Genomic DNA, 23,273 nt, shown 5'->3' on the forward strand with positions numbered 1-23,273 from the left:
AGTCTTAGAGGTCAGACCACTGGGTTGACAACCTTTATGGTACCGGTACATCGATAAGCCAGGGAGGAAGTCTTGGATAGCTGGCGCGGCTTGCGCCTGGCGTCCCGTGCTTTCGGCCCAACCCTTTCACGCCCCCGCGGCCAGCCGAAGCGCCCCATGCCCAAGATCATCGCCGCCAAGACCATCGTCACCTGCCCGGGGCGCAACTTCGTCACGCTGAAGATCATGACCAGCGACGGCGTCTACGGCATCGGCGACGCCACGCTGAACGGCCGCGAGCTGGCGGTCGAGGCCTATCTCTCCCAGCACGTCATCCCCTGCCTGATCGGCCGCGACGCCCACCAGATCGAGGACATCTGGCAGTACCTCTATCGCGGCGCCTACTGGCGTCGGGGCCCGGTGACCATGGCCGCGATCGCCGCGGTCGACATGGCGCTGTGGGATATCAAGGGCAAGATCGCCGGCCTGCCGGTCTACCAGCTGCTGGGCGGCGCCTGCCGCTCGGGCGTGATGGTCTATGGCCACGCCAACGGCGAGACGATCGAGGAGACCCTCGACAACGCCGCCCACTACGCCGAGCAGGGCTACAAGGCCATCCGGCTACAGACGGGCGTTCCCGGGATGCCCGGCGCCTACGGCGTCTCCAAGGACAAGATGTTCTACGAGCCGGCCGACAGCGACCTGCCCAAGGAGACCATCTGGTCGACCGAGCGCTATCTGCGCGGCGCCCCCGCCCTGTTCGAGGCCGCTCGGGCGCGGCTGGGCGATGACCTGCACCTGCTGCACGATGTCCATCACCGCCTGACCCCGATCGAGGCCGGGCGCCTGGGCAAGGATCTGGAGCCCTACCGCCTGTTCTGGATGGAGGACGCCACGCCGGCCGAGAACCAGGCCAGCTTCCGGATCATCCGCCAGCACACGACGACGCCGCTGGCCGTGGGCGAGATCTTCAACTCGATCTGGGACTGCAAGCAGCTGATCGAGGAACAGCTGATCGACTACATCCGCGCCACGGCGGTGCACGCCGGCGGGATCACCCACCTGAAGAAGCTGGCCGCCTTCGCCGACCTGCACCACGTGCGCACCGGCTGCCACGGCGCCACGGACCTGTCGCCCGTCTGCATGGGCGCGGCCCTGCACTTCGACCTGTCGATCCCGAACTTCGGGGTCCAGGAGTACATGCGACACACCCCCGAGACCGACGCGGTCTTCCCCCACGCCTACACCTTCAAGGACGGGATGCTGCACCCCGGCGACGCGCCGGGCCTGGGCGTCGACATCGACGAGGCGCTGGCCGCCAACTACCCCTACAAGCGCGCCTATCTTCCGGTCGCCCGCCGCCTCGACGGTTCGATGCACGATTGGTGATCAGGGCGGCGGGAGCCTGTCAGGAGAAAACACGCCAAGCGTCGCCATGGTCCGTGTTAGAATCCGGACCTAGAGCCCGCCGCTTGTGATGGAACCATCACAAGCGGATAAACAGGCTCTAATTTCTGGTGATCGAGAGCGTGGCGGCCGCCGAAACCGCTTACACTTTCGGCTGCCACGCTCTCCACACCCCAGCGTCTTTCGGGCCCCTTCGCCGACCATGTCAGACAACGTCAAGCTCTACCGCAAGATCGCCGACACCGTGGCCGAGGCCATCGAGGCGGGGCAGTACCGGATCGGCGACCGCCTGCCGACCGAGCGGGAGTTGGCCGAGCAGTTCGGCGTTTCCCGCCCCACCCTGCGCGAGGCGATGATCGCGCTGGAAATGCTGGGCATGATCGAGGCTCGGCATGGCCTGGGCATCTATGTCACCGGCAATATCCGCCCGATCGCGCCCTCGGCCGACATCGACTTCGAGATCGGCGCCTTCGAGCTGATCGAGGCCCGCCGGCTGTTCGAGGGCGAGGCCGCCGCCCTGGCCGCCACCTCGATCTCCGACGAGCAGATCGACGAGCTGGAGACCCTTCTGCAACGGATGCACGAGGAGGAGGAGATCCGGGGCGAGGACGCCGACCGCGAGTTCCATCTGACCATCGCCCGGGCCACCGGCAACGGCGCGATCATCGCCACGATCGAGAACCTGTGGGACTGGCGCAACCGCTCGCCCCTGGCCCGCAACATCCTGACCCGCGCCCGCGGCATGGGCCTGGAGCCGCGCATCGTCGAGCACCGCCGCGTGGTCGACGCCCTGAAGGCCCGCGACTCCGCCGCCGCTCGCCAGGCCATGCGCGACCACCTGGAACGCGTCATCGACCACCTGCTCCACGCCACCGAGACCGAAGCGGTCCAGAAAGCCCAACAGGAAACCAAGGCCCGCCGCAGCGCGATCGCGAAGCGGGTGGCGATCTAGGGGCGAAGAACGCCCCCTCCGTCACGTCGCCTATCGGCGCCGCGCCACCTCCCCCGCAAGCGGGGCAGGATGGCGGTCACCCTCCTCACCCGTGCAACGGGGGAGGTGGCGCGATGCGAAGCATCGTGACGGAGGGGGCGCAAAGGCGCATGCTCAACCCATGCGATCATTAAGCCGGGCCCACACGCGCGCGAAGTCGCTACGTCGCGAGATGACGCCGCCCGAGGTCATACTCTGGGTTCGCCTCCGCGCGCGACAGCCCGGCGGACCTCGCATCCGGCGCCAGCACCCGATCGGCCCCTACATCGCTGACTTCTACTGTTCGGAAGCCCGACTGGTGATCGAGATCGACGGCTGGGGCCACAACATGGGCGGTCGGGGCGCTCGGGATGAGCGGCGCGACGCGTGGATGCTGGACCAAGGACTCGAGATCCTGCGCTACGCCGCTGATGACGTCATGCGCGATCCGACAAGCGTCGCGGATGGCATTTGGGATACCTGCATGGACCTGATGAGGCAACGCGCGGCGAAGAACGCCCCCTCCGTCACGTCGCCTATCGGCGCCGCGCCACCTCCCCCGCAAGCGGGGCAGGAGGGGTAAAGCCGCTTCCTCCTCACCCGTGCAACGGGGGAGGTGGCGCGATGCGAAGCATCGTGACGGAGGGGGCGTCTCATGCCACAGCTTGCCCATGCGCCTGCCCCCCCTGAAACCTGATTCCGACCAGATGCTGCACCTCGACGCCCTGCGGATCGTCGGGGCGGTCATGATCGTGGTGTTCCACTTCAACCGGTTCATCAACCTGGACGGCCACTGGCAGTGGGCGGACGATACGATCAAGAGCTTCAGCCTGATCGTGGACCTGTTCTTCCTGATCTCCGGCTATGTGATGGCGGCGATCTATACCGGGCGGCTGACGACCTTCGCCAAGTACCGGGACTTCCTGCAAAAGCGCGTGGCGCGGCTGGGGCCGCTGCACTGGCTGACCATGCTGGTGTTCATCGCCGTGGCCGCCGCCGGCGCGGCCGGCTGGATCCAGGACCGCGACCCGCGCCGCTATGACGTGGCCTGCATCGTCCCCAATATCCTGTTCGTCCACGCCTGGGGCGTCTGCCATTCCCAGACCTGGAACTTCGTCAGCTGGGCGATCAGCGCCGAGATGGGGATGTACCTGATCCTGCCGCTGCTGTTCGTGCTGACCGCGCGCGGCCCGTGGGTCACCCTGGCGGTGGCCCTGCTGTCGATCGTGGTCATGCTGCAGACCCCGCACGGCGACCGCCCCTTCCACCAGTGGACCTGGGACTATGGCGTGCTGCGCGCGGTTCCCGGCTTCCTGATCGGCATGGCCGCCTTCCAGCTGCGAGGGCCGCTGGCCAAGATCCCGCGCCCGAACCTGCTGATGTGGCTGCTGCTGGGCGCCTATCTGGTCGCCTCGTGGGCGGGGACGCCGCGCACGGCCCTGCTGTTCGTCGTCTACGCCATTGGCCTGCTGGGCGTGGCCGCCGACGCCAAGGGCGTTCAGGGCGGCGTCAGCCAGCGCCTGGCCCCCTGGGCCCAGCTGTCGTTCAGCCTGTACCTGCTGCACCCGATCGCCCTGAAGATGGGGCTGGCCTGGGTGGGCCTGGGGATGTGGAACCTGAACGGCGACCTGATGCGCCTGTGGGTCCTGTTCTGGGTCGTGGCCCTGTTCCCGATCGCCTATCTGTCGCTGGTGCTGTTCGAGCGCCCGGCGCGGGACTGGATGGCGGGGCTGGGGAAGAAGCGGGCGGCCTGAGCGCCCCCTCCGTCTCGCCGCGTATTCGCGACGAGCCACCTCCCCCGCATGCGGGTGAGGATGAACTGTCGTCCTCCTCACCCGTGCAACGGGGGAGGTGGCGCGATGCGAAGCATCGTGACGGAGGGGGCGCTCTAGGCGCGCGCCACCCCATCCACCCACGCCGGCAGCTCGCCGATACTGCCCAGCTCGACATAGCGGGGATGGTCCGCCGGCGCGTCGGCGGCCTCGTGCGACCAGACCAGCGGGTACGGGATCAGGGCGCCCCAGCAGCCGGCCTCCAGCGCGGGCAGGATGTCGGACTTCATCGAGTTGCCGGCCATCACGGCCTGCGCCGCGCCCGTGCCGTAGCGGTCGAACACCCGGCGGTAGGTGCCCACGTCCTTCTCGGAGACGATCTCGACGGCCACGAAGTAGTCGCCCAGGCCCGAGGAGGCCAGCTTCTGCTCCTGGTGCAGCAGGTCGCCCTTGGTGATCAGGATCAGGCGGTAGCGCTTGGAAAGCTCGGCCAGGGCGTTCTCGACGCCGGGCAGAGGCTCGATCGGCTCGGTCAGCATCTCGCGGCCGACGGCCAGGATCTCGCGGATCACGCGGGTGTCGACGCGGCCGTCGGTGACCTCCAGCGCCGTCTCGATCATCGACAGGGTGAAGCCCTTGGCCCCGTAGCCATAGACGCGAAGGTTACGCTTCTCGACGGCCGTCAGCTGGGCCTCGATCTTGTCGGGATCGCCGTGCTCGGACAGCAGGTCCAGGAAGCGCTGGTGGGAGAGACGGAACAGGCTCTCGCAGTGCCAGAGGGTGTCGTCGGCGTCGACGCCGACGGTAGTTATTGTATTCATTAATTTTTTATCGTTCTCGCCGCGCCGACTTGGCGGAAAAATCAGGCAACTTGCCTGACTTCGCTTCTCGCGCCGATAGACGGCCTTTTCTCGGTCGTAGAATTAGCAGGATCGGACGCGGTCAGCGAGATGCATCGTCGATCGAAAGGGGCAGAATTAGATTCCGATGGGCGACAAGTCGAAGAAGGGATGCCCTCCCTCACCGGCCTCCGCGCGGCTTAGAATTTTGTCCTCGTAATTTCTCGCCACGTTCATCCTCACGCCTCGATAGCGAATGCCATGCAGGATGTTTGTGCAGGCCACGGGACTTCCGTGCGGGATGCGACAATAGCTGTCGACCGAAAGCATGACAGCGCCAGGGAGCAGACCGTCATCATCCTTTTCCGTCGCCTCGGCAGCCATAATCGCGAACAGGTGGTCGACGTCTTCAAGCGTCATGGCGCTCGGCTAAGGCGATTCTCGCGGTCGCTTCCTCAGCTTCGCGCCTCATGCACAACTATCGATCTTGGCGCCAACCGCGGTTCAATGCCGCCCCTCTTTGCAGGCGCCATGTCATTCAACTTAGATGGCGGTCGCGAACAGCTGCCGGATCTGGTGAACTGCGCCCCTGCGACAGCCGAGACACGTTCAGGTCGCCGGGCCCGTGCGGACAATCCTGGTCCGCACGGGCCCGGCGCATCTGAGATCGCTGCCAGATCATCACCGCCGTCTCGCCGTCCTCGTCGGGCAGGAGGACCATCGAGATAGGCGCGGGAAAGAGAGGATCGTCTAGGTCCACTCGAACCATCGGGCGTGACGGCCGAGAGCGCGAATTGGCCTCCCAGGCGTCGCCGACATGCGACCACCCCACCATGACGCGAAAGGCCGGCGCGTTGGGGTGCGTCCGATCATCGTTAGGTTTTAGCCGCAGGCGAACATCGAGCGTCAGGGTCCGTAGGTCACCTTCCCATCCGCCTGAGCGGCTGCGCCGAAAATGGCCGATCAGCGACATGTCAGCCTGCCTTGGCCTTCGAGGCCTTCAAAACCCTGGCGAACTCGCGATCGCCCTCGATGTAGTCGGCCAGTATGTGCGGCGCGATGTCCGCGGCGCTGACCACCTGGCCGGTCTGGGCCGAGTGCCGTTCGGCATAGAGCCTCAGACGCTCGTCCAGTTCGGGCCAGAGGCTCAGGGTAAGCTTGCTGGGCGTGCGGTTGGGCAGCTTGCCCAGGCGAAGATCGGGCATTGGGTATCTCCTCTAGGACGGGCGCCAGGGGCGCAGCACGAGATCCTTGTGAACGATGACCTTCAGCGGCCACCCCGGTCGGACCCTCAGGGTCGGCTGGACGTCGAGCCGCCGGCTGACGATCTGCTGGCCAGCCTGGCTGATCGATTGTTGGGTCGAACGCTGAAGCGCGCGAACAAGGTCGCCGTCGTCATCCAACGAGAGCTCCGATCCAACGCCCAGCAGTGTCGACATCCCCACGCCTTGCAAAAGCCGCCAGGTGTGGAAGTCGACCCGGTCTCGAAGCCCCGCATAGCCGCGGGTGTCACTAGCCGGCAGGTTGTCGAGCGGCATCGACCAGCCATCGGGCAGAACAAGCCGCCGCCACACGACGAGGGCCCGCTTCTGCCCAAAGGCGACCACGCTGTCGTAGGACCCGATCAGCCGCGCGCCCTGAGGGATCAGCAGGAAGCGTCCTGTCACCGTGTCGTAGACGTTTTGCGTGACCTGGGCGATCACCACCCCCGGCAAGTCGGAATCCAGGCCCGTCACTAGCGCGGCCGAGATCACATCGCCGGCCATGACCTCGTAGGGCGACATCGGCGGCGCGAGGTCGTGGGCGTTTCGCACGACGCCAGCCCCTTGCCCTTCGAGGAAGCCAAGCTTGCCGGCTTGCCTGGCCGTGGTCGTTGTGGCGGTGTTAGCCTCCGCCATCGGCGCCGCCGGCCCGCCTGCAAGTTCCAAAGCCTGGACGGGTGGCTCGCCCCGCGCCGAGGTCTGGATGAGCAAACCAGACGCGCGCGCCTGCAGAGCCTCGGCGGCCAAACGCCCCCGCTCCTGCTCGGCCGCCTGCTGCGCGGGCGTCAAGGTTCGCGACGGCGTCGTGGGCGTCTCGCCGCGCCCCTGCTGTTCGACGATGGCCCGGCCAAGATCGCCCGGCAGCGGCGGTCCAAGCTTCGGCGCTCCAGATTGCGCATAGTCCTTGGGCAGCATCGACAGCGTCTCCTCGCCGCCGTTAGAGGCCAGGGTCGGCTGCGGCTCCCTGGCCTTGGGCGGCGCGGGCGAGGCCGATAGCGCCACCCAGGCCAACACCGACAAGCTCGCCGCGCCCAGGCCGGCGCCGCCGATCAACAGCCAGCGACGAAAGCGCGCGATCGGTCGAGGACGCGCGCGCAACACCAGCGGCTCAGCGGGCGCCTTGCCGCCATCACCGACCGCCTCCTCAGCCCCGGCGCTCATCGCCCGTCTCGCGCGCCGGCCGCGTCGTTGCGGGTTATGCGAACGACCTGCTGGGGCTTTTCGCCCAACCGCAACTCCGCCGCCGCGAAGAGGCGGTCGACCACGTAGCGGGCGCCCTGGACGCGATAGTTGACGAGCTGGTGGTCGCCCAGCGGCCCCACCACGAACAGCGGCGGCGCCTCGCCTTGATCGAGGCGAGCGGGAAACTCGACATAGACCTTCTGGCCGTCGTCGAAGACCTGGACGGGCCGCCAGGGCGGATTGTCCCCTGAGAGGACATAGCGAAATCTGAGCTGATCGACATTCACCGCCGGGCCCGCGGCCCGCTCGGCGCTTGTCGCCGCCTGCCGCTGCAGCGCCAGAAGCTGGTCCTTGGGATAGGTCCAGGACAGGGCGGCCATCGCTGTCGCCTCGGTGCTGACGAGGGACAGGTGGTAGGCGCGGCGATCGGTGGTGATCACCATGTTCGTGGACAGGCCCGCCGAGAAGGGCTTGACCAGCACATGCGCGCGGCGGGCCGCGCCGGCGCCGCTGGCGGTGTCACCGATCACCCAACGCGCCGTGTCGCCAGCCGAGACGGCCAGCAGTTGCTCGCCCGGCTCCAAGCCAATGTCGCTGACATGCTCGGGCGCGGTGAACAGGCGATAGAGCGCCCCTTCGCTCCAGGGATAGACCTGGACCGCGTTGACGTAGCCGGCGCTGGTCGGCTCGCGGATGGCCGCGCGGTTGGCCGCATCGACTCTCGCGATCGGCTTGGCCGCCTCTGGGCGGGTCGAGGGCGGCGCCAGCAACTGCCCCGGCAGGGGCAACGGCCTGGGCGTTTCGACCACAACGATCCGAGGCGGCGGCTCCTCGACGATCCGGGCCGGTTGGAAGGCGGCCGCGTCGAGGGGGATGGCCGGCGGCGGGCGATGATGGGCGCAGGCGCAGAGGCTGGTCCCAACGAGCAGGATGAGCATACGGGTCATGGCTGGGTGGCTCCTTGCGCGGTGAGGCCAGAGGCAGGCGGTGATGTCGGGCTAGTGGCCAGGCGGGCCGTTGACTGCTCGGACCAATCGATGTCGTCGACGAACAGGCCGATCGGATTGCGCTTCAGATCGGCCTTGGACTTGGGTTTGACCCGCCGCAGCGAGACCATCGCGGTCCAGTGGCGGGTCTCGGCCAAGGCACCGCGCTCGAAGGTCTGCTCGATCCAGTCGACGCGGAAGGAGCGGTCGGAGGCGCGCACCACGCTGGTCGGCTGGACCGAGACCGTGCGATCACCGATAGCGGCGAAGGGGTTGGCCCCGCGCGCATAGCCGTCGAGGAACACCCGTCCCCGCGCGGTGACCATGTCGTAAGCGTCCAGCCAGCGCTCGCGCACCACCACCGGATCGGAGGAGAGCGATCGAACATCAACGATGAAGCGCTGCAGCGCGCTGGCCACCACGGCGTCGCCAGGTTCCCAAGTCTGCTCGGCTGGCCCTATGGCCCTGGCATCGCCCAGCCGGTCGATCTCGACGACATAGGGCTCGATACGGCTCTGACCCGACTGCCAGAGATTGCCGGCCACCGAGGCGCCCGCCAGAGCCAGACAGCCAAAGAAGGCCAGCCGCCAATTGTAAGCCGCGGCGCGGGCCGTGCCGATCCGCTCGTCCCAGAGCTGCCCGGCGCGCTGGTATGGCGTCTCGGCAGGCGGGGTAACGCCATAGCGCTGCGGGGATCGCGAGAAGCGCATGGATCATGCCTCCTTGTTGCTGAGATCGGGATTGGCCGCGCCGCCTTGGCGGTCGCCCTCCTTGAGGGCCTGGATCGCGGCGTGGCGGCTGATGTCGGACGCTGGCCGCGCGCGCAGACGCTGCGCCCAGGCCGGCGCCACATCCACCCCCGCGCCGACCGAGGGGGTCGCGGCCTCGGCGCCACCTGTAACCGCGCTGGTTCCACCGCTCCCGCGCCAAGCCGCGACCCGGCCTTGCGCGGCGCTCTGGCCGAGCGCGGTTCTAGCGCGGTCGGCCATGTCGCCGGCGCCCTGGATCGCCGCGCCGCCGGCGGCTCGGGCCACGCCGCCAAGGCCGGCGCCGACACCTGCCGCGCCGGTCGCGCCGCTTGTTGCTTGCGCCAGGCGGTAGGCGGCGCTCGCCCCCGCGCCCATCGCCGTTCCGGCTCGCATCGCGGCCAGGCCGCCGCTGGCGGCCGCGCCGAGCGCGCGCGCGCCCAGGGCCGCGCCGCCGCCCAGCATCAGCGCCGCGCCGGCTGCTGTGCCGACCGCCGCGCCCGCCCCCAGTTGCGGCGCGCCCGAGACGAGCCCGGAGGCGATGCTGGGGCCGAAGATCGACAGGGCCGCCAGCGTCAGAGCCGCCAGGACCAGGGTCATGGCCGCGGCGAGATCGGGGTCTTCGCCCAGCGTGGCGACCAGCGGATCGAAGAAGTTGGCGCCGATGCCCACGATGATGGCCAGGACCATGACCTTGACGCCGCTGCTGACGACGTTGCCCAGCACCCGCTCGGCCAGGAAGCTCGACTTGTTCCAGAAGGCGAAGGGCACCAGCGTAAAGCCCGCAAGGCTCGTCAGCTTGAACTCCAGGATCGTGACCAGGAGTTGGATGGACATCACGAAGAAGGCCAGCACCACCAGGAGCCAGGCGACCATAAGCAGCACGATGGTCAGCAGGTTGACGAAGACCTCCGGAAAGCCAGTCAGTTGGCTGGCCTTGTCGATCAAGGGATGCGCTGCTGAGAACCCGACCCCGGCGATGCGACCAGGCCGCATCAGATCCTCGGCCGAGAGCCCGCCGCCGCCCGCCGTCAGGCCCAGGGTTGAGAACGACTTGAAGACGGTCTCGCTGAGGGTCTGGAAGTTGGTGAGGATGAAGGCGAAGGCGCCGATATAGAGCACCTTCTTGATCAGACGCCCCAGGACATTGTCGTCGCCCTCGCTTAGCCACCACAGCGCCGCGAGCGTCACGTCGAGCGCGATGAGGATGTTGCTCAACGCCCCGACCTTCGGCTGAACCAGCCCAAAGCCGCTGTCGATATAGGCGCCGTAGGCCGCCAGCAGGCGGTCGATGATGTTGAGGTCTGGAGCGACGTCCACGGGCGCGGCCCTTTCCAGGCTTGTGGGAGGGGCCGGCGGTCAGTCGGGCGTGTAGGCCTGGCGATCGCCGACGAAGGCGCGCGCCGAAAGCTTGCCCGCTTCGAGGATTTGCGACTGACGGGCCCGCTCCAGCGCATCGGCGCGAGCCTGGGCGACGATCAGCGCCTGAAGCTGGTGGTCCTGCTTGATCGCCAGGGCCTGCAGCTGATTGGCCGCTTGCTGGGCCTGAAGGCCGCCCTGCGCGCCCTGGCTTTGGGCCACGAGCTCGGCGATCAGCGGCGCGTCGGCCTGGAGGTTCTCGACGATCTGGGCCTGCACTTTGAGGCTCTGGCGATAGCCGTCCATGGCGGCTCTCGCCTGGGCGCGGGCGCGCGCGACCATCTGTCCGGTCGAGGACGCCCCGTCGAGCGAACCGAGGAGCTGATCCAGCGCCGCCTGTGTCGAGCGGACGTCCATCGCCACGCCCTCGGCGCTGGCGATCGTCTCGTCGATCCTGGACAGGGCTTCGCGCATGGGCGCCAGGGCGCTGTAATCCAGCGCCTTCAGTTGCAAGGCCTGGTTCTGCAGCATGCGGGCCTGGTTCTGCAGGGCCGCGATCTGGTTGTTGACCTGCTGCAGAGTGCGCGCGGCGGTCAGCAGGTTCTGGCTGTAGTTGCTGGGATCGAACACCGTGAACTGGGCGGCCGCCGGAGCGGAGCCGAGAGAGGTCGCCATAAGGGCGGCGCAGGCGCCGAGCGCGACGAGGCGATAACCGACGGTCATGACGTTTCTCCAGAGGATTGGGGAAAGTCGGCCGCCAGGTCGGCGGCCCAAGTCAGGCCGCGAGCGGCCAGGAAACGGACAAGGAAGGAGAGGTCCGAGGGCTTAGCCAAAAGCTGGTCGATGAGCGTCTGGTTCGCCGGATCGGAGGATCCGCAGAGGGCCAGGGCCACGGGCCCCAACTGGAGTTCGAACAGGCGGTTGCCGCGCCGCGACTGCAGGTAGTAGTCGCGCTTGGGCGTGGCCCTGGCGATCAGCTCGATCTGGCGATCATTCAGCCCGAAGGCTTCATAGGCCTGCCGCGACAGAGGCTCGACCGCCCGGTCGTTCGGAAGAAAAAGCCTCTGGGGACAGCTCTCGATCAAGGTCGGCGCGATGGCGCTGTTTTCGATATCGGCCAGCGACTGGGTGGCGAAGACCACGGCCACGTTGCGCTTGCGCAGTTCCTTGAGCCACTCGCGGATGCGGGCGGCGAAGACGGGGTTGTCGAGGAAAGTCCAGGCCTCGTCGAGCACCAGGAGACTGGGCCGCCCGTCGAAGCGCGCCTCCAGCCGATGGAAGAGGTAGGTCAGGACCGGCCCGACGACCGAGGGGGCGCCGACCAGGGCGTTGGTCTCGAAGCAGAGAACGTCGGCGAGCGCCAAATCGTCCTGCGACGCATCGAGCAGCCGGCCAAAGGGGCCATCGAGGGTATAGGCTAGGAGCGCGGTCTTGAGCGCGCGCGACGGCACAAGCATCGAAAGCCCGGTCAGGGTCCGTTCCTCGGCCGGCGCGCCCGCGAGGTTGTCCAAGGCCGACCAGAGCGCGTCCTTGGCCTCTGGCGTCACGCTAACGCCTTGCTGGACCAGCAGGTCGGCCAGCCACTCCGCGGCCCAGGCGCGTTCGGCGGGCTCGTCGATGTGGCGCAGCGGCTGGAACGCCAGGCCGCTGTCGACGGCGAGCGGGAAATGTTGGCCGCCCATGGCCAGCACCGCCGCGCGGGCCGACAAGCGCTTGTCGAAAACATAGACCTGGGCGCCAGGGTAGCGCCGAAACTGCAGGGCCAGGAGGCTGAGCAGCACGGACTTGCCCGCGCCGGTTGGCCCCACCACCATCAGGTGGCCGACATCGTCCACATGGGTCGAGAAGCGAAAGGGCGTCGCGCCGCTGGACTCAGCCAACAGCAGCGGCGGCCCCTCCAGATGGGCGTTGGCCGTCGGGCCAGCCCACACCGCCGACAACGGCGTCAGGTGGGCCAGATTCAGTGTGTGGACCAGCGGCTGGCGGACATTAGCGTAGACTTGGCCTGGCAAGGCGCCAAGCCAGGCTTCCACCGCGTTGACCCGCTCGCGAATGCAGGTCAGGCCAAGGCCGCCCAGGACGCGCTCGACCGCCCGCGCCTTCTCCTCGGCCGCCGCCGGCTCGCAGTCAGCGACGGTGATCGTCGCGGTCAGGTGGCCGAAGGCGACCAAGTCCGCGCCAAGCGCCTGCAGGGCCAGGTCGGCGTCGATGAGCTTGTTGTCGGCGTCGCTGTCGGTCAGCGGCGCGGGCTCGTTGCTGAGCACTTCGCGCAGGATTTGGACGACGGACTTTCGCTTGTTGAACCATTGGCGCCGGATACGTCCCAGCGCCTTCTCGGCGTCGGCCTTGTCCAGGGCGATAAAGCGCGTCGTCCAGCGATAGGCGAACGGCAGGTGGTTGAGGGTGTCGAGCAACCCCGGCCGCGTGGTGTTGGGAAAGCCCAGGACCGTCAGGGTCCTTAGGTGCAGGTCGCCAAGCATCGGTTCGATGCCGCTGCTCAGCGGCGTGTCGACCAGCAGACCATCCAGATACATGGGCGTCGGCGGGACGGCGACCCGATGTCGACGATCCGACACCGTCCCGTGCAGGAAGGTCAGGGTCTCCTCGTCGTCGAGGGGACGCGCCTCGGGCATGAAGCTCGCCAATAGGTCCAGCACGCGGTCGCTCGCCGCGACGAAACCGTCCAGTTCCTGCCGCCAGTCGCGGCCACCCGCGGGACGGACGCGCTCGATCAGCGCGTCCTCGGCCCTGCGAACCTGATCGGGCGGTGGCAGGAAGTAGAACGTGAGGTGCGCCAGGCTCTCGAAGTGCTCGCCGCGGCGCCCGTCGAAGGCGGCCCGGCGCTCTTCGTCGAGCAGCCAGGAGGCCGCGTCGGGAAAAGCGCTGACCGGATAGTCCAGGGCGGGCGCACGCTCGCAGTCGAAGAAGAGCGCCCAGCCAGAGCCCAGCCGACGCAGGGCGTTGTTGGCGCGCGCGCAGAAGGCCACCAGCTGCGCCTCGGTGGCGCTTTCCAGGTCGGGCCCGCGAATGCGGGCGGTGCGCTGGAAGCTGCCGTCCTTGTTGAGCACCACGCCAGGGGCGACGAGCGCGGCCCAGGGCACGTGGTCGGCGAGGCGGTCGGCCTTGTTGCGGTACTCCCGAAGGTTCAGCATGACAGCCAGGCCCTCTGACGAAGGTGGCGCAGCAGAACGGGCAGAAAGTCGGGATCACGCTTGGCGGCGAACACCGCCAGGGTGTGACCCACCAGCCAGAGCGCCAGGCCCGCCGCCCATTGCTGGAGGCCAAGCCCCAGAGCCGCCGCCAGCGTGCCGTTGAGGATGGCCACCCCGCGCGGCGCGCCGCCGAGCAGGATCGGCGTCGTCAGGGCCCGATGCAGCGGCGCCTCGAAACCCTCGACAGGACCTGGCGTTCTGGCCGGCCCGCTCATGCGACCAGCGCTCCGCCGCCAAACGAGAAGAAGCTGAGGAAGAAGCTGGAGGCGGCGAACGCGATCGACAGCCCAAAGACGATCTGGATCAGCTTGCGAAAGCCGCCCGACGTCTCGCCGAACGCCAGGGCCAGGCCCGTGGTGATGATGACCAGCACCGCCACGATCTTGGCCACCGGTCCCTCGACCGACTCCAGGACCTGTTGAAGCGGCGCCTCCCAGGGCATACCCGAGCCGGCCGCACGGGCCGAGATCGGGGCTAGGAAGACGCCGGCGACCAGGGCCGCGAGCGCGCCGTTCAGCGCCGTGGGGGCAAGCAGGCGCGACGTCAGGTTCGGTGACATCAGTTGTCTCCTCTGAGGACTTTCAGTTGCGGGGGGGCGAGGTCGGCGAGCAGGTAGTCGCCGTTGGCGTCAATACCGGTGACCCGGACGATGGTCTCCAGGCGGCGGCTGGTTCCCCGGCCGCTCAGATAGACGACAAGATCGACGGCCTCGGCGATCAGGCGGCGCGGCGCGACGGCGACCACTTCCTGGACGAGCTGTTCGAGGCGATAGAGCGCCGAGCGCGCCGAATTGGCGTGGATGGTGGCCAGGCCCCCGGGGTGTCCGGTGTTCCAGGCCTTCAGGAGATCAAGGGCCTCGCCGCCGCGAACCTCGCCCACCACGATGCGGTCAGGGCGCAGGCGAAGGGTCGAGCGCACGAGGTCGGCGAGGCTGACGAGGCCGCTGCGCGTGCGCAGAAAGACGCAATCTCGCGCCGCGCACTGAAGTTCGAGCGTGTCCTGCAGGATCACCACGCGCTCTTGGAGCCGACCGATCTCGGCCAGCAGCGCGTTGGCCAGGGTGGTCTTGCCCGAGGCGGTGGCTCCGGCGATCAGGATGTTGGCGCGCTCGGCGATCGCGCGGCGCAGCGTCTGGGCCTGGACCGGCGCCATCACCCCGCTTTGCACGTAGTCGTCGAGGGTGTGGACCCGGGTGGCGGGCTTGCGGATCGAAAAGCAGGGGGCGGGCGCCACCGGCGGCAAGATCCCCTCGAAGCGCTCGCCGGTCAGGCTGGGCGCCCTGGCCGGCAGCTCGCCGCTGACGATCGGCGCGTCGGCGTGGACCTCGACGCGCGCGTGGCTGGCCACGAGGCGGATGATGCGTTCGACATCGGCCGCGCCCAGCACCACGCCGGTGTCGGCGCGACCTTCGCTGAGACGATCGATCCAGAGCCGCCCGTCCGGATTGACCATCACCTCGACGACAGCCGGGTCGCCCAAGGCCTGGGCGATGGCCGCGCCCAGGGCGGTGCGCAGCATGGTGGCGCGACGGCTTTCGGTTTCAGCGCGCATAAGGCTCATCCCTCGCCTCCCTCAGGGTCTGGGAAGGTCGCGCGGCCGGCGGCCAGTTGGCGGCCGACCTGATCGACGAAGCGCTGGAATCGCTCGCGGCCGATCGCCTGGGCGGCCTTGTCGGCCTCGGGGAGCGGCGCGGTGACCGTCAGCTGGTAGCGCACGAACAGCGCCAAGCTCTCCAGCAGCACCTGCTGGTTGCGCTCCAGCCGTCCAAGCGCGCGGGTCATGCGGTCAAGGCGCAAGCGCAGCAGATCATCGACGGCGGCGGAGGCCTGGCGCTCGAAGAAGGCGCGCAAAGCCGCCGCGACGATGGCTGACTTGGACGCGCCGGGCTTGGCGCCCAGGCGATCGAGTTCGCCGCCCAGCGCCGTCTCGAGCCAGATCTGATGGCGATCCTTCATGATCGGCCCCTCAGAAATTGGGGAGAAGATCGTCGTGGTCGCGACCCTCCCCCTGGTTCATAGCGTGGGCTCGGACCACCGACCGCCGCGACGCGGCCTGATCGAAGGCGCGCTTGTCGGCGACCGCATCGCCGGCGCCGTCGTCAAAGGCCGATGTCCCATCGCCGGGATCGCAAGCGGCGTCGCTGACCGTCGTGTCGAACCCGGGATGGCGCTGCTGCTGCAGGCCGCCCTCGGCCTCCAGGCCGTGCTCGTCGTCGATCGCCGCCGCGAGGCCCGCATGGAGATCGCGCACCTGACCGCCCCAATCGTTGGGTCGCGGTGGCGGCCGATCAGCATAGACGCTTTCGGCCAGGGTCGGCGGCGGCGCGACACGGCGGGTGAAGTTGGCGTCCTCGAAGTAGCGCAGCTTCTTGGCGCGGATCGGCGCCAGACCCGAGACCAGCACCAAGGCGTCACTGGCCGGCAGTTGCATGACCTCGCCGGGCGTCAGCAACGCCCGGGCCGTCTCCTGGCGGCTGACCATGACGTGGCTGAGCCAGGGCGCCAGGCGATGGCCGGCGTAGTTACGCTGGGCGCGCAGCTCGGTCGCCGTGCCCAGAGCGTCGGATATGCGCTTGGCGGTGCGCTCGTCGTTCGAGGAAAAGGCGATCCGGACGTGGCAGTTGTCCAGGATAGCGTTGTTCTCGCCGTAGGCCTTGGAGATCTGGTTCAGGCTCTGGGCGATCAGGTAGGCCCGGATGCCGTATCCAGCCATGAACGCCAGCTGGGTCTCGAAGAAGTCGAGTCGCCCCAGGGCCGGGAACTCGTCGAGCATCAGGAGGAGCTTGTGCTTGCGCTGCTTGGCCGGATCGCCTTCCAACCGCTCGGTCAACCGCCGGCCGATCTGGTTGAGCACGAGACGCACCAGGGGCTTGGTGCGCGAAATGTCCGACGGCGGGATCACCAAGTAGAGGGTCACCGGAGCGGGCGCGTCGACGAGATCGGCGATGCGCCAGTCGCAGGCGGCCGTCACCGCCGCCACGGTTGGGTCGCGGTAGAGGCCCAGGAACGACATCGCCGTGGAGAGCACCCCGCTACGTTCGTTCTCCGACTTGTTGAGGACCTCGCGGGCCGCGCTGGCCACGACTGGGTGGACGCGCGGCGCGTCCGCCGTGCCCAGATGATTGGTGGCCATCATTCGCCGCAGGGTGTGGGCGAAGGAGCGCTGCGGATCCGACAAGAAGGTCGCCACCCGGGCGAGAGTCTTTTCCTCCTCGGCGTAGAGCACGTGGAGGATCGCGCCGACCAAGAGGCTATGGCTGGTCTTTTCCCAGTGCGATCGGCGCTCGAGCGCCCCGTCCGGATCGACCAGCACGTCGGCGATGTTCTGAACGTCGCGGACCTCGTCCAGGCCCTTGCGTACTTCCAGCAGCGGATTGTAGCGGGCCGAGCGCGGATCGGTCGGATTGAACAGCAGGCAGTGCGAGAACCGGGCCCGCCAACCAGCGGTTAGGGTCCAGTTCTCGCCCTTGATGTCATGGACCACGCAGCTGCCGGTCCAGGACAGCAGCGTCGGCGCCACCAGCCCCACGCCCTTGCCCGAGCGGGTCGGCGCGAAGGCCATGACATGCTCGGGCCCGTCGTGACGCAGATAGCGCTCACCTAGGCGGCCGAGAAACACGCCCGCCCCCTTGAAGAGACCGGCGGCGGAGACCTCCCCCGCCGTGGCCCAGCGTGACGAGCCGAAAGTCGTGGCCCGCGCGCTCTGGCGGGCGCGCCAGAGGGATCCGGCGATCGCGCAGGCGCAACCCAGGAACCCGCTGGCGCCCGCGATCAGCCCGGCCAGGTCGAAGACCCGCGGCGCATAGGCTTCGTAGTGGAACCACCAGTCGAAGAGCTGCCACGGGCGATAGACGGGCAGCCCACCCAGCCGCGTCCAGGGCGGGCCAAGCTCGGGCTGATAGCCGAGATGGGCGGCGGCCCACTGGGTGGCGAACCAGACACCCAGGATCACGACCGCGAAGACCGCGGCGATCTGGCCGATGAGGAGCTTTGTGGGCGTCACGGGGAAGGCTCCGTCGCCCGCCGCGACATGCGGCTGGGTCGGACGGAGACTCGGTCCGGCGCCTATTTTCCCTTAGATCGGCCAGGCCCCTCCAAGGCGCCCTCTGGGCGCAACGGGCCCAACGGCAAACCTCGCGGCGGGCTAAGGCGCGCCGCGCTCGACGACTCGCAGGTCCAGACCCGCCGCCAGGAGGACGGCCAGGACCTTGCCGAGCTGGACGGTCGGCTTGCCGCGCCTTTTTGCGCAACAAAATTTGCGCAAAGGCCTGCCACCCTTGCGCATAAAACAACACGAGTTGCGCAAACGCCCATTGCGCAACTATATTTGCGCAATGTCACGCCCCGCCTCAAACGATCTAATCCCAGCGATCCTGGCGGCCGTCGCCGCGGCGCCCGCCGGGTTGACCTTCGGCGAGATCACCACGGCGCTCGGTGAGAAGACGGTGCGGCGGACGCTGCAATATCGACTGCAACGCCTCGTCGAAACCGGCGAGCTCAGGATGAGCGGCAACAGGCGCTCGGCGCGCTATACCATCGCCGCCCCGCGCCAGGACGGCCCCGCGCCGCCTGCCGAGGTCGTGCCGATCTCGCCTACGGGTCGCGCGGCCCTAGACTACGTGCGCCAGCCCGTAGCGGCCCGCACGCCCGTCGGCTACGACCGCGCCTTTCTCGAAGCCTATCGCCCCAACGAGACCTTCTACCTTGCCGCCGGCGAGCGCGAACGGCTGGCCCGGATCGGCGCCCACGAAGGCGACGCCGCGCCGGCGGGAACCTACGCCAAGCGGATCCTCGACCGACTACTGATCGATCTGGCCTGGAACTCCAGCCGCCTGGAAGGCAACACCTACTCGCTGCTGGACACGCGCCGCCTTATCGACTTTGGCCAAGAAGCCGAAGGCCGGGCTCATCGCGAAGCCCAGATGATCCTGAACCACAAGGACGCCATCGAGTTTCTTGTCCAGTCGGCCGACGACATCGGCTTCAACCGCTACACGATCCTCAACCTGCACGCCCTTTTGGCCAACAACCTTCTGGCCGATCCGCAGGCGGTCGGGCGGCTGCGCCATATCGCCGTGGGCATCGAGCGCTCGGTCTTCCATCCTCTTGAGACGCCGCAGTTGATCGAAGAGTGCTTCGACCAACTGCTGGCCAGCGCCGAGGCGATCACCGACCCATTCGAGCAAGCCTTCTTCGTCATGGCGCAGTTGCCCTACCTGCAGCCTTTTGACGACGTGAACAAACGCGTCTCGCGCCTGGCCGCCAATATCCCCCTAGTCCGGGCCAACCTCGCCCCGCTGTCATTCACCGACGTGCCGGACGATCTCTACGCCCAAGCCATGCTGGCGGTTTACGAGCGCCAGGAGACCGACCTGCTGAAGGACGTATTCCTTTGGGCCTATGAGCGCTCGGCCGCGCGCTACGCGGCCGTTCGCCAATCGGTCGGCGAGCCCGATCCTTTCCGGCTGCGCCATCGCCAAGCGCTCCGCGACCTGATTAGCCAGGTCATCCGCCGCGGCCTCGGCCGCGTCGAGGCCGCCGACTATATCCGGGCGCAGGCCCAGGTCCTGGTCGAACCGGAGACGCGCGAGCAGCTGGTGGAGGTCGCCGAAACCGAACTTCTGGCGCTGCACGAGGGCAACTTCGCACGCTACCAGATCCGCCCGAGCCAGTACGTGGCCTGGCGCAAGATCTGGGATGCGTGACGGCGCTTTCTGGATTGGCAACAGGCCGCTGCACAATCGCTTGTTGAGCCCGCCTTTCGCTTCTGATCGCACAGCCGATTTTAATTATAGTCGCGGCAACAACTCAAATCGGTTGTCGCTACGACACCGACGGCCCTCGCTCGCGTCCGAAGCTCCAGCTGATCGAAGCGCCGCGCACCACGCCCGTCACCACCCGCCCTTCCCGCCCCTCCAACACCGGTCGCCACGGGACCAGCGTGAACTCCCGACTTTTCTCGACCAGGGCCATCGGCCCGCTATTGAGGTCGATCCGTCGCCGCAAGACGCCCTCGATCCGGTCGCCCTGGCGGGCCGCCGCGTAGGGAAGTCCCGTCTCGGCCGCGATGGCCTGGGCGATGTCGGCGCGCTCCATCCCCTCCAGCCGCCGCATCAGCCCGGCCCGCAATAGGATCCGCTCGCCGTCTTGCTCGGCCAGGTCCTGCTGCAGCAACCATTGACGCCGCTGGGCCAGGGCCTGGCGCGCCGCGCGGCCAAAGCCCGCGTCGCGCAACGGCTCGGGGGCCTGCGACAACAGCTCGCGATCAAGCCAGGTCGGCCCCAAGGCGCTGGCCTGGCGCTCGACCGACAGCGGCGAAAGCACCTCCACCACCACCGGCGCGTCCAGAGCCTTCCTGCGCTCGAAGGCGGCGGCGCGCGCGAGATGGTCGGCGGGAACGGTCCAGGTCCCATCCGCGCCGCGCTCGACACCGGCCCCGCCGCGCCGCAGCGCTTCGAGCCGTCGCAGATGCGCCTGCGCGAACCCCGCCGTCGCGGCCGGGTCGTGGGCCAGATGATGATCAAGGCTGTAGCGGCCGCCGTTAGCTCTGGCGACCTCCGCCACCGTCTGGTCGGCGACCGTGGCCTCCACCGAGCGCGGCGAGACGCGGACCACCGCGTCGTCGGGGATCATCTCGGTGGCCGCGCCCTTGCCGATGTCGATATAGTGCGCCCGGCCATCGCACCCATCGATGATCATAAAATGCCGATCGCCGACCTCGTCGGAAAGTCCGCGCCGCACCAGCCGCCCCACCAGCGGGCGTTGGCCGGGCGCCCTAGGCTCGAAGACCACCTGGTCGCTGGCCGCCCGCTCGACCCCAGCCTCCGCCAGGGCCCGGTAGAGCGTCTTCTGGATGTCGCCGCGCTCGCCCAGGGTCCGCAACGTCGCCTCGAGCCCCTCGTCCAGTCGCCAGAGGGTCGGCGCGACCTCGCGCGCCAGCCCCAGCCGGGCCAGCGTCTGAAGGCGGCCGGCGCGGGCGGCGTATTGCAGCGGATCACCGTGGCGCGGCGAGACCAACCCATCCTCGTCGACGGCGGCGAGCAGCCTGCGGTCGAGACTGGTCAAACGCTCCTGTTTCGCCTCGCGCGTCAGGCGCGCGACGATCTCCTGGTCGGAGATCGGGCCAAGATCGAAGGAGACCAGATCCTGGGCCCGTTCGCGCAGGCCGCGCGTCAGATAGTCCTTGGCGATGATCAGGTCACGGCCCCTCTCATCGCGGCCCCGGATCAAGACATGGGTGTGGGGATGGCCGGTGTTGTGGTGGTCCACCGCCACCCAGTCGAGCCGTGTTCCCAGGTCGATTTCGACCTGCCGCATCAACCGCCGCGTCAGCGGCTTGAGATCGTCGTACCGCGCGCCATCCTCGGCCGAGACGATCATTCTAAATTGCCGCGCGTCGCCGCCGGCCTGAGCGCGATCAAGAAAGGCGCGACCGTCGGCGCGGTCGGTGTCCGCCCCATAGAGCTGGCCAGGTAGCCCTTCGCGCGTGACGCCATCGCGCTGAATGTAGCGAAGATGGGCGCGGGCGGTGGCGAGGCCTTTTCCAGACAGTCTAGGCGTCGAGATCTTGATGACCACACGACGGCTTCGCAGCCCAGCGCGATGATCCCCTGTGGCAAGGACCGCCGCGACTCCGGCGCCCCGGCCGATGCGCGCGCCGGTGAAGCCCGTCCGCCCCGACGCGCGGCCGAACCGTCCGCCGCTGGCCAGCATCGCCGCGCCGAGCACGCGCGAGACATAGCTTTTGGCCCGTCCGCCAGCCGCCCGCGGCTTGCCCAGCCGCGGCTCGAACTCGTCGTCCCCACTCACCGACGCACCCGAGCGGCAGGCGGCGAGCGGCGCCAGAAAATCCCGTGCGATCTCGGGGCCTTGAGACCACACCGGCGCCAAACCTGCCTTAGCGGCGCCAAGCCGAGCGCCGGAAAAACGATGTGCAGACAACGCCTTGGGCCGACAGAGCGCAGCGTTGGCGCCATTGCTTTACCTTGCCTTCGCTCCCTCCAAGGCCAAGCTTGCCTTCGCTCCCTCCAAGGCCAAGCTTGCCCCAAGCCTCTATCGCCCCTCATCGCCGAGCCTCGCTCGCCCCGGCCGACAACGGCGCGAACAGCGGCGAGATCGGCGGCGGCGCATCGCCTGGCCTTGCCTGGGACACCGCGCCCAAGGGAAAGAAAAGCCGCGTCCCAGCCAGGCTCGCGGGCGGAGTGTCGCGGGTTGGCGCAAGGCCCGAAAGCGTGCGGATATAGGCCCGTGTCTCGGCCGGAAGCGCCCGCCCCTCGCGCAGGAACGCGGCGTAGCGGGTGGGACCGGCGTTGTAGGCGGCGAAGGCGCCGGGGTATCCGAACCGCGCGCGCATCTGCGCCAAATAGGCCGCGCCCGCCAGGATATTGTCGCGCGGATCATGCGGATCAGGACCCAGTCCGTGGCGCGCGGCGAGCATCCGGTAGGTCCTTGGCATCACCTGCATCAGCCCCATGGCCCCGGCCTTGGAGGTGATCGGCGCGCCGCCGATGTGGGTGCGTCCGCCGCTTTCGGCGGTCATCACCGCGACAATCCAGGCCCGCGGAACGTCAAAGCGCGCGGCCGCCTCAGCGATCCAGACGCGCCATCGCTCGACGCGCGGCGACGCCGTCGCGGCGTCCGCCACGACCACGGGCGGGGCGATCAGGGCAGCCATAGGGGTCTTGCCCGACCGATGATCGCCGCCCCTGAAACCGGCCCGAAATAGCGGCTGTCGAACGAGTCCGGGGCGGGATTGATCAACAGCGCCGCGCCCTCCGTGAGGCGCACGCAGCCGCGCCAGCCTGGCAGCGGGCGGCCCTGTCCGTCGCGCGGGCGGCCCTGTCCGTCGCGCGGGCGGCCGATGGCGACCACCGCGTCATTGACCCGGACGACGTGTCCGTCAGCGCAGACGGTGTCGCCCTCGATCGCCGCCACGGCCTTGAGCAGCGGGATGTTGAACGGCAGGTAGCCCCGCGCCGCCGCCAGGCGCCGCGCGGGCTCGGGGGCGAGGGCCAGGACCGTGTCGCCGGCCGCGATCGGCGCGCCGGGCGTGATCGCCCAGAGCCCGACCGGCGCGCTCGCCGTGGCGTTCCACACCAGGCGCGGCGCTGGATCAAGGCGCATAGGCGCGGCCAGGGCGACGAGCGCCAGGCCGCCGGCGACCATCACGCGGTCCCGGCTAGACATGGCGCGTCTCGGCCGCGACCGTGCGCGGCTGGCCGCTGGACCTGGACCAGGCGTCGAGGTCGTCGATGTGGTAGCGGATGAAGCGGCCGTGGCGGCGAAAGGCCGGTCCCTCGCCTTGGCCGCGCATGCTTTCGAGCGTGCGCTCGGCCAGGCCCACATAGTGCGCCGCCTGGGCGGTGTTGAGGAACGGGCTGCCCTTGCGCGCGCGGGCGGCCCGATTGATCGCATCCTCTTGGTCCATCATCGCCGTGCTCCTTCGTGTTCCTGGACGCGGCGGGTCGAAGGGCTTTGGCCGCGCCGGAGCGAGCAAACCGGGACGACGGCGCGGGCGGGACGTACGCAAACGCCCCTCGGGAAAATCGTTCCCCCTCTTG

Annotated in this window: 23 protein-coding genes and 5 pseudogenes; 7 read left to right on the forward strand and 21 right to left on the reverse strand. The window is 68.7% G+C overall.

Annotated elements, in window-relative coordinates:
- Positions 1-156: 156 nt before the first annotated feature.
- From manD to J2728_RS22170, 3 genes and pseudogenes are all read left to right on the forward strand, one after another.
- A complete protein-coding gene (gene manD / locus J2728_RS00520; protein ID WP_309995094.1) occupies positions 157-1,368 on the forward strand; it encodes a D-mannonate dehydratase ManD in 1,212 nt (403 codons plus the stop codon).
- Positions 1,369-1,588: 220 nt separating this feature from the next.
- Complete coding sequence (locus J2728_RS00525; protein ID WP_309995096.1) at positions 1,589-2,338, forward strand: FadR/GntR family transcriptional regulator; 750 nt, start codon at positions 1,589-1,591, stop codon at positions 2,336-2,338.
- Positions 2,320-2,409, forward strand: a pseudogene (locus J2728_RS22170) (hypothetical protein); the annotation flags it as partial. The gene J2728_RS00525 and the pseudogene J2728_RS22170, both read left to right, overlap by 19 nt.
- Here the strand turns inward: J2728_RS22170 and J2728_RS00530 are convergent.
- Positions 2,369-2,508 (reverse strand): annotated as a pseudogene (locus J2728_RS00530) (hypothetical protein). The pseudogenes J2728_RS22170 and J2728_RS00530 overlap by 41 nt on opposite strands.
- Here J2728_RS00530 and J2728_RS00535 point away from each other — a divergent pair.
- A pseudogene (locus J2728_RS00535) lies at positions 2,499-2,825 on the forward strand (endonuclease domain-containing protein); the annotation flags it as partial. The pseudogenes J2728_RS00530 and J2728_RS00535 sit on opposite strands and share 10 nt — an antisense overlap.
- A gap of 67 nt (positions 2,826-2,892) precedes the next feature.
- On the opposite strand, the pseudogene J2728_RS00540 reads toward J2728_RS00535, so the two are convergent.
- A pseudogene (locus J2728_RS00540) lies at positions 2,893-3,013 on the reverse strand (hypothetical protein).
- A gap of 14 nt (positions 3,014-3,027) precedes the next feature.
- Between J2728_RS00540 and J2728_RS00545 the strand changes: the two are divergent.
- Both J2728_RS00545 and J2728_RS22175 read left to right on the forward strand, forming a co-directional pair.
- On the forward strand, positions 3,028-4,110 hold the full coding sequence (locus J2728_RS00545; protein WP_404979676.1) for an acyltransferase family protein: 1,083 nt from the start codon (positions 3,028-3,030) through the stop codon (positions 4,108-4,110).
- Positions 4,110-4,244: pseudogene (locus J2728_RS22175) on the forward strand (hypothetical protein); the annotation flags it as partial. The gene J2728_RS00545 and the pseudogene J2728_RS22175, both read left to right, overlap by 1 nt.
- Here J2728_RS22175 and J2728_RS00555 read toward each other — a convergent pair.
- The 15 genes from J2728_RS00555 to J2728_RS00620 all read right to left on the reverse strand — a co-directional run bounded on the left by J2728_RS00555 (position 4,245) and on the right by J2728_RS00620 (position 17,716).
- Complete coding sequence (locus J2728_RS00555) at positions 4,245-4,949, reverse strand: HAD family hydrolase (protein ID WP_309995098.1); 705 nt, start codon at positions 4,947-4,949, stop codon at positions 4,245-4,247.
- 156 nt (positions 4,950-5,105) lie between these two features.
- Complete coding sequence (locus J2728_RS00560; protein ID WP_309995100.1) at positions 5,106-5,387, reverse strand: hypothetical protein; 282 nt, start codon at positions 5,385-5,387, stop codon at positions 5,106-5,108.
- A 118-nt stretch (positions 5,388-5,505) separates the two neighbouring features.
- The gene (locus tag J2728_RS22180; protein WP_404979677.1) at positions 5,506-5,940 is read right to left on the reverse strand and encodes a DUF736 domain-containing protein; all 435 of its coding nucleotides are present in this window, start codon (positions 5,938-5,940) and stop codon (positions 5,506-5,508) included.
- Position 5,941: 1 nt separating this feature from the next.
- Positions 5,942-6,172 carry a DUF2274 domain-containing protein gene (locus J2728_RS00565; protein WP_309995103.1) on the reverse strand — a complete coding sequence of 77 codons (231 nt, stop codon included), beginning with the start codon at positions 6,170-6,172 and terminating at the stop codon, positions 5,942-5,944.
- A gap of 12 nt (positions 6,173-6,184) precedes the next feature.
- A complete protein-coding gene (locus J2728_RS00570; RefSeq protein WP_309995105.1) occupies positions 6,185-7,390 on the reverse strand; it encodes a TraB/TrbI/VirB10 family type IV secretion system protein in 1,206 nt (401 codons plus the stop codon).
- Entirely contained in the window at positions 7,387-8,358 is a 972-nt protein-coding gene (gene trbG, locus J2728_RS00575) for a P-type conjugative transfer protein TrbG (protein WP_309995107.1), read from the reverse strand. Before trbG ends, J2728_RS00570 begins: the two co-directional genes overlap by 4 nt.
- Positions 8,355-9,107: a conjugal transfer protein TrbF gene (gene trbF, locus J2728_RS00580; protein WP_309995109.1), complete on the reverse strand. Its 753-nt coding sequence runs from the start codon at positions 9,105-9,107 to the stop codon at positions 8,355-8,357. The genes trbG and trbF overlap by 4 nt, the downstream gene beginning before the upstream one ends.
- Positions 9,108-9,110: 3 nt before the next feature.
- Positions 9,111-10,463 carry a P-type conjugative transfer protein TrbL gene (gene trbL, locus J2728_RS00585; protein ID WP_309995111.1) on the reverse strand — a complete coding sequence of 451 codons (1,353 nt, stop codon included), beginning with the start codon at positions 10,461-10,463 and terminating at the stop codon, positions 9,111-9,113.
- A 39-nt stretch (positions 10,464-10,502) separates the two neighbouring features.
- Complete coding sequence (gene trbJ, locus J2728_RS00590) at positions 10,503-11,225, reverse strand: P-type conjugative transfer protein TrbJ (RefSeq protein ID WP_309995114.1); 723 nt, start codon at positions 11,223-11,225, stop codon at positions 10,503-10,505.
- Positions 11,222-13,654, reverse strand: coding sequence for a conjugal transfer protein TrbE (gene trbE / locus J2728_RS00595; RefSeq protein WP_309995116.1), 2,433 nt, complete (start codon positions 13,652-13,654; stop codon positions 11,222-11,224). Before trbE ends, trbJ begins: the two co-directional genes overlap by 4 nt.
- Complete coding sequence (locus J2728_RS00600) at positions 13,648-13,929, reverse strand: VirB3 family type IV secretion system protein (RefSeq protein WP_309995118.1); 282 nt, start codon at positions 13,927-13,929, stop codon at positions 13,648-13,650. Before J2728_RS00600 ends, trbE begins: the two co-directional genes overlap by 7 nt.
- Entirely contained in the window at positions 13,926-14,273 is a 348-nt protein-coding gene (locus tag J2728_RS00605; RefSeq protein WP_309995119.1) for a TrbC/VirB2 family type IV secretion system protein, read from the reverse strand. Before J2728_RS00605 ends, J2728_RS00600 begins: the two co-directional genes overlap by 4 nt.
- Entirely contained in the window at positions 14,273-15,274 is a 1,002-nt protein-coding gene (gene trbB, locus J2728_RS00610) for a P-type conjugative transfer ATPase TrbB (protein ID WP_309995121.1), read from the reverse strand. Before trbB ends, J2728_RS00605 begins: the two co-directional genes overlap by 1 nt.
- Positions 15,271-15,669: a CopG family transcriptional regulator gene (locus J2728_RS00615; RefSeq protein WP_309995122.1), complete on the reverse strand. Its 399-nt coding sequence runs from the start codon at positions 15,667-15,669 to the stop codon at positions 15,271-15,273. The genes trbB and J2728_RS00615 overlap by 4 nt, the downstream gene beginning before the upstream one ends.
- 10 nt (positions 15,670-15,679) lie before the next feature.
- Positions 15,680-17,716 (reverse strand): conjugal transfer protein TraG, encoded by a 2,037-nt coding sequence (locus J2728_RS00620; RefSeq protein ID WP_309995123.1) that lies wholly within the window; start codon positions 17,714-17,716, stop codon positions 15,680-15,682.
- 331 nt (positions 17,717-18,047) lie between these two features.
- Here J2728_RS00620 and J2728_RS00630 point away from each other — a divergent pair, with 331 nt between their 5' ends.
- Positions 18,048-19,418, forward strand: coding sequence for a Fic family protein (locus J2728_RS00630; RefSeq protein WP_309995125.1), 1,371 nt, complete (start codon positions 18,048-18,050; stop codon positions 19,416-19,418).
- Between the two features lie 118 nt (positions 19,419-19,536).
- Here the strand turns inward: J2728_RS00630 and rlxS are convergent, their stop codons facing one another.
- The 4 genes from rlxS to J2728_RS00650 form a co-directional block, all read right to left on the reverse strand.
- Positions 19,537-21,522 (reverse strand): relaxase/mobilization nuclease RlxS, encoded by a 1,986-nt coding sequence (rlxS, locus tag J2728_RS00635; protein ID WP_309995127.1) that lies wholly within the window; start codon positions 21,520-21,522, stop codon positions 19,537-19,539.
- A 253-nt stretch (positions 21,523-21,775) separates the two neighbouring features.
- Positions 21,776-22,387, reverse strand: a complete 612-nt coding sequence (locus tag J2728_RS00640) for a lytic transglycosylase domain-containing protein (protein ID WP_309995129.1) — start codon at positions 22,385-22,387, stop codon at positions 21,776-21,778.
- Positions 22,375-22,899, reverse strand: a complete 525-nt coding sequence (locus tag J2728_RS00645; RefSeq protein WP_309995131.1) for a S26 family signal peptidase — start codon at positions 22,897-22,899, stop codon at positions 22,375-22,377. Before J2728_RS00645 ends, J2728_RS00640 begins: the two co-directional genes overlap by 13 nt.
- Complete coding sequence (locus J2728_RS00650) at positions 22,892-23,143, reverse strand: helix-turn-helix domain-containing protein (protein WP_309995133.1); 252 nt, start codon at positions 23,141-23,143, stop codon at positions 22,892-22,894. The genes J2728_RS00645 and J2728_RS00650 overlap by 8 nt, the downstream gene beginning before the upstream one ends.
- Between the last annotated feature and the right edge of the window lie 130 nt (positions 23,144-23,273).

This window comes from Caulobacter segnis, assembly GCF_031454995.1.
Lineage (GTDB): Bacteria > Pseudomonadota > Alphaproteobacteria > Caulobacterales > Caulobacteraceae > Caulobacter > Caulobacter segnis_E.

Excerpts from the sequence above, each read along its gene's own strand:
- manD (WP_309995094.1), top strand. The coding sequence starts at position 157 with ATGCCCAAGATCATCGCCGCCAAGACCATCGTCACCTGCCCGGGGCGC.
- J2728_RS00645 (WP_309995131.1), bottom strand. The coding sequence starts at position 22,899 with ATGTCTAGCCGGGACCGCGTGATGGTCGCCGGCGGCCTGGCGCTCGTC.
- J2728_RS00555 (WP_309995098.1), bottom strand. The coding sequence starts at position 4,949 with ATGAATACAATAACTACCGTCGGCGTCGACGCCGACGACACCCTCTGG.
- J2728_RS00560 (WP_309995100.1), bottom strand. The coding sequence starts at position 5,387 with ATGACGCTTGAAGACGTCGACCACCTGTTCGCGATTATGGCTGCCGAG.
- trbE (WP_309995116.1), bottom strand. The coding sequence starts at position 13,654 with ATGCTGAACCTTCGGGAGTACCGCAACAAGGCCGACCGCCTCGCCGAC.
- J2728_RS00630 (WP_309995125.1), top strand. The coding sequence starts at position 18,048 with ATGTCACGCCCCGCCTCAAACGATCTAATCCCAGCGATCCTGGCGGCC.
- J2728_RS00615 (WP_309995122.1), bottom strand. The coding sequence starts at position 15,669 with ATGAAGGATCGCCATCAGATCTGGCTCGAGACGGCGCTGGGCGGCGAA.
- J2728_RS00525 (WP_309995096.1), top strand. The coding sequence starts at position 1,589 with ATGTCAGACAACGTCAAGCTCTACCGCAAGATCGCCGACACCGTGGCC.
- trbB (WP_309995121.1), bottom strand. The coding sequence starts at position 15,274 with ATGAGCCTTATGCGCGCTGAAACCGAAAGCCGTCGCGCCACCATGCTG.
- J2728_RS00545 (WP_404979676.1), top strand. The coding sequence starts at position 3,028 with ATGCGCCTGCCCCCCCTGAAACCTGATTCCGACCAGATGCTGCACCTC.
- J2728_RS00565 (WP_309995103.1), bottom strand. The coding sequence starts at position 6,172 with ATGCCCGATCTTCGCCTGGGCAAGCTGCCCAACCGCACGCCCAGCAAG.
- trbG (WP_309995107.1), bottom strand. The coding sequence starts at position 8,358 with ATGACCCGTATGCTCATCCTGCTCGTTGGGACCAGCCTCTGCGCCTGC.
- J2728_RS00640 (WP_309995129.1), bottom strand. The coding sequence starts at position 22,387 with ATGGCTGCCCTGATCGCCCCGCCCGTGGTCGTGGCGGACGCCGCGACG.
- trbF (WP_309995109.1), bottom strand. The coding sequence starts at position 9,107 with ATGCGCTTCTCGCGATCCCCGCAGCGCTATGGCGTTACCCCGCCTGCC.
- J2728_RS00570 (WP_309995105.1), bottom strand. The coding sequence starts at position 7,390 with ATGAGCGCCGGGGCTGAGGAGGCGGTCGGTGATGGCGGCAAGGCGCCC.
- trbJ (WP_309995114.1), bottom strand. The coding sequence starts at position 11,225 with ATGACCGTCGGTTATCGCCTCGTCGCGCTCGGCGCCTGCGCCGCCCTT.
- J2728_RS00600 (WP_309995118.1), bottom strand. The coding sequence starts at position 13,929 with ATGAGCGGGCCGGCCAGAACGCCAGGTCCTGTCGAGGGTTTCGAGGCG.
- J2728_RS00650 (WP_309995133.1), bottom strand. The coding sequence starts at position 23,143 with ATGATGGACCAAGAGGATGCGATCAATCGGGCCGCCCGCGCGCGCAAG.
- J2728_RS00605 (WP_309995119.1), bottom strand. The coding sequence starts at position 14,273 with ATGTCACCGAACCTGACGTCGCGCCTGCTTGCCCCCACGGCGCTGAAC.
- J2728_RS22180 (WP_404979677.1), bottom strand. The coding sequence starts at position 5,940 with ATGTCGCTGATCGGCCATTTTCGGCGCAGCCGCTCAGGCGGATGGGAA.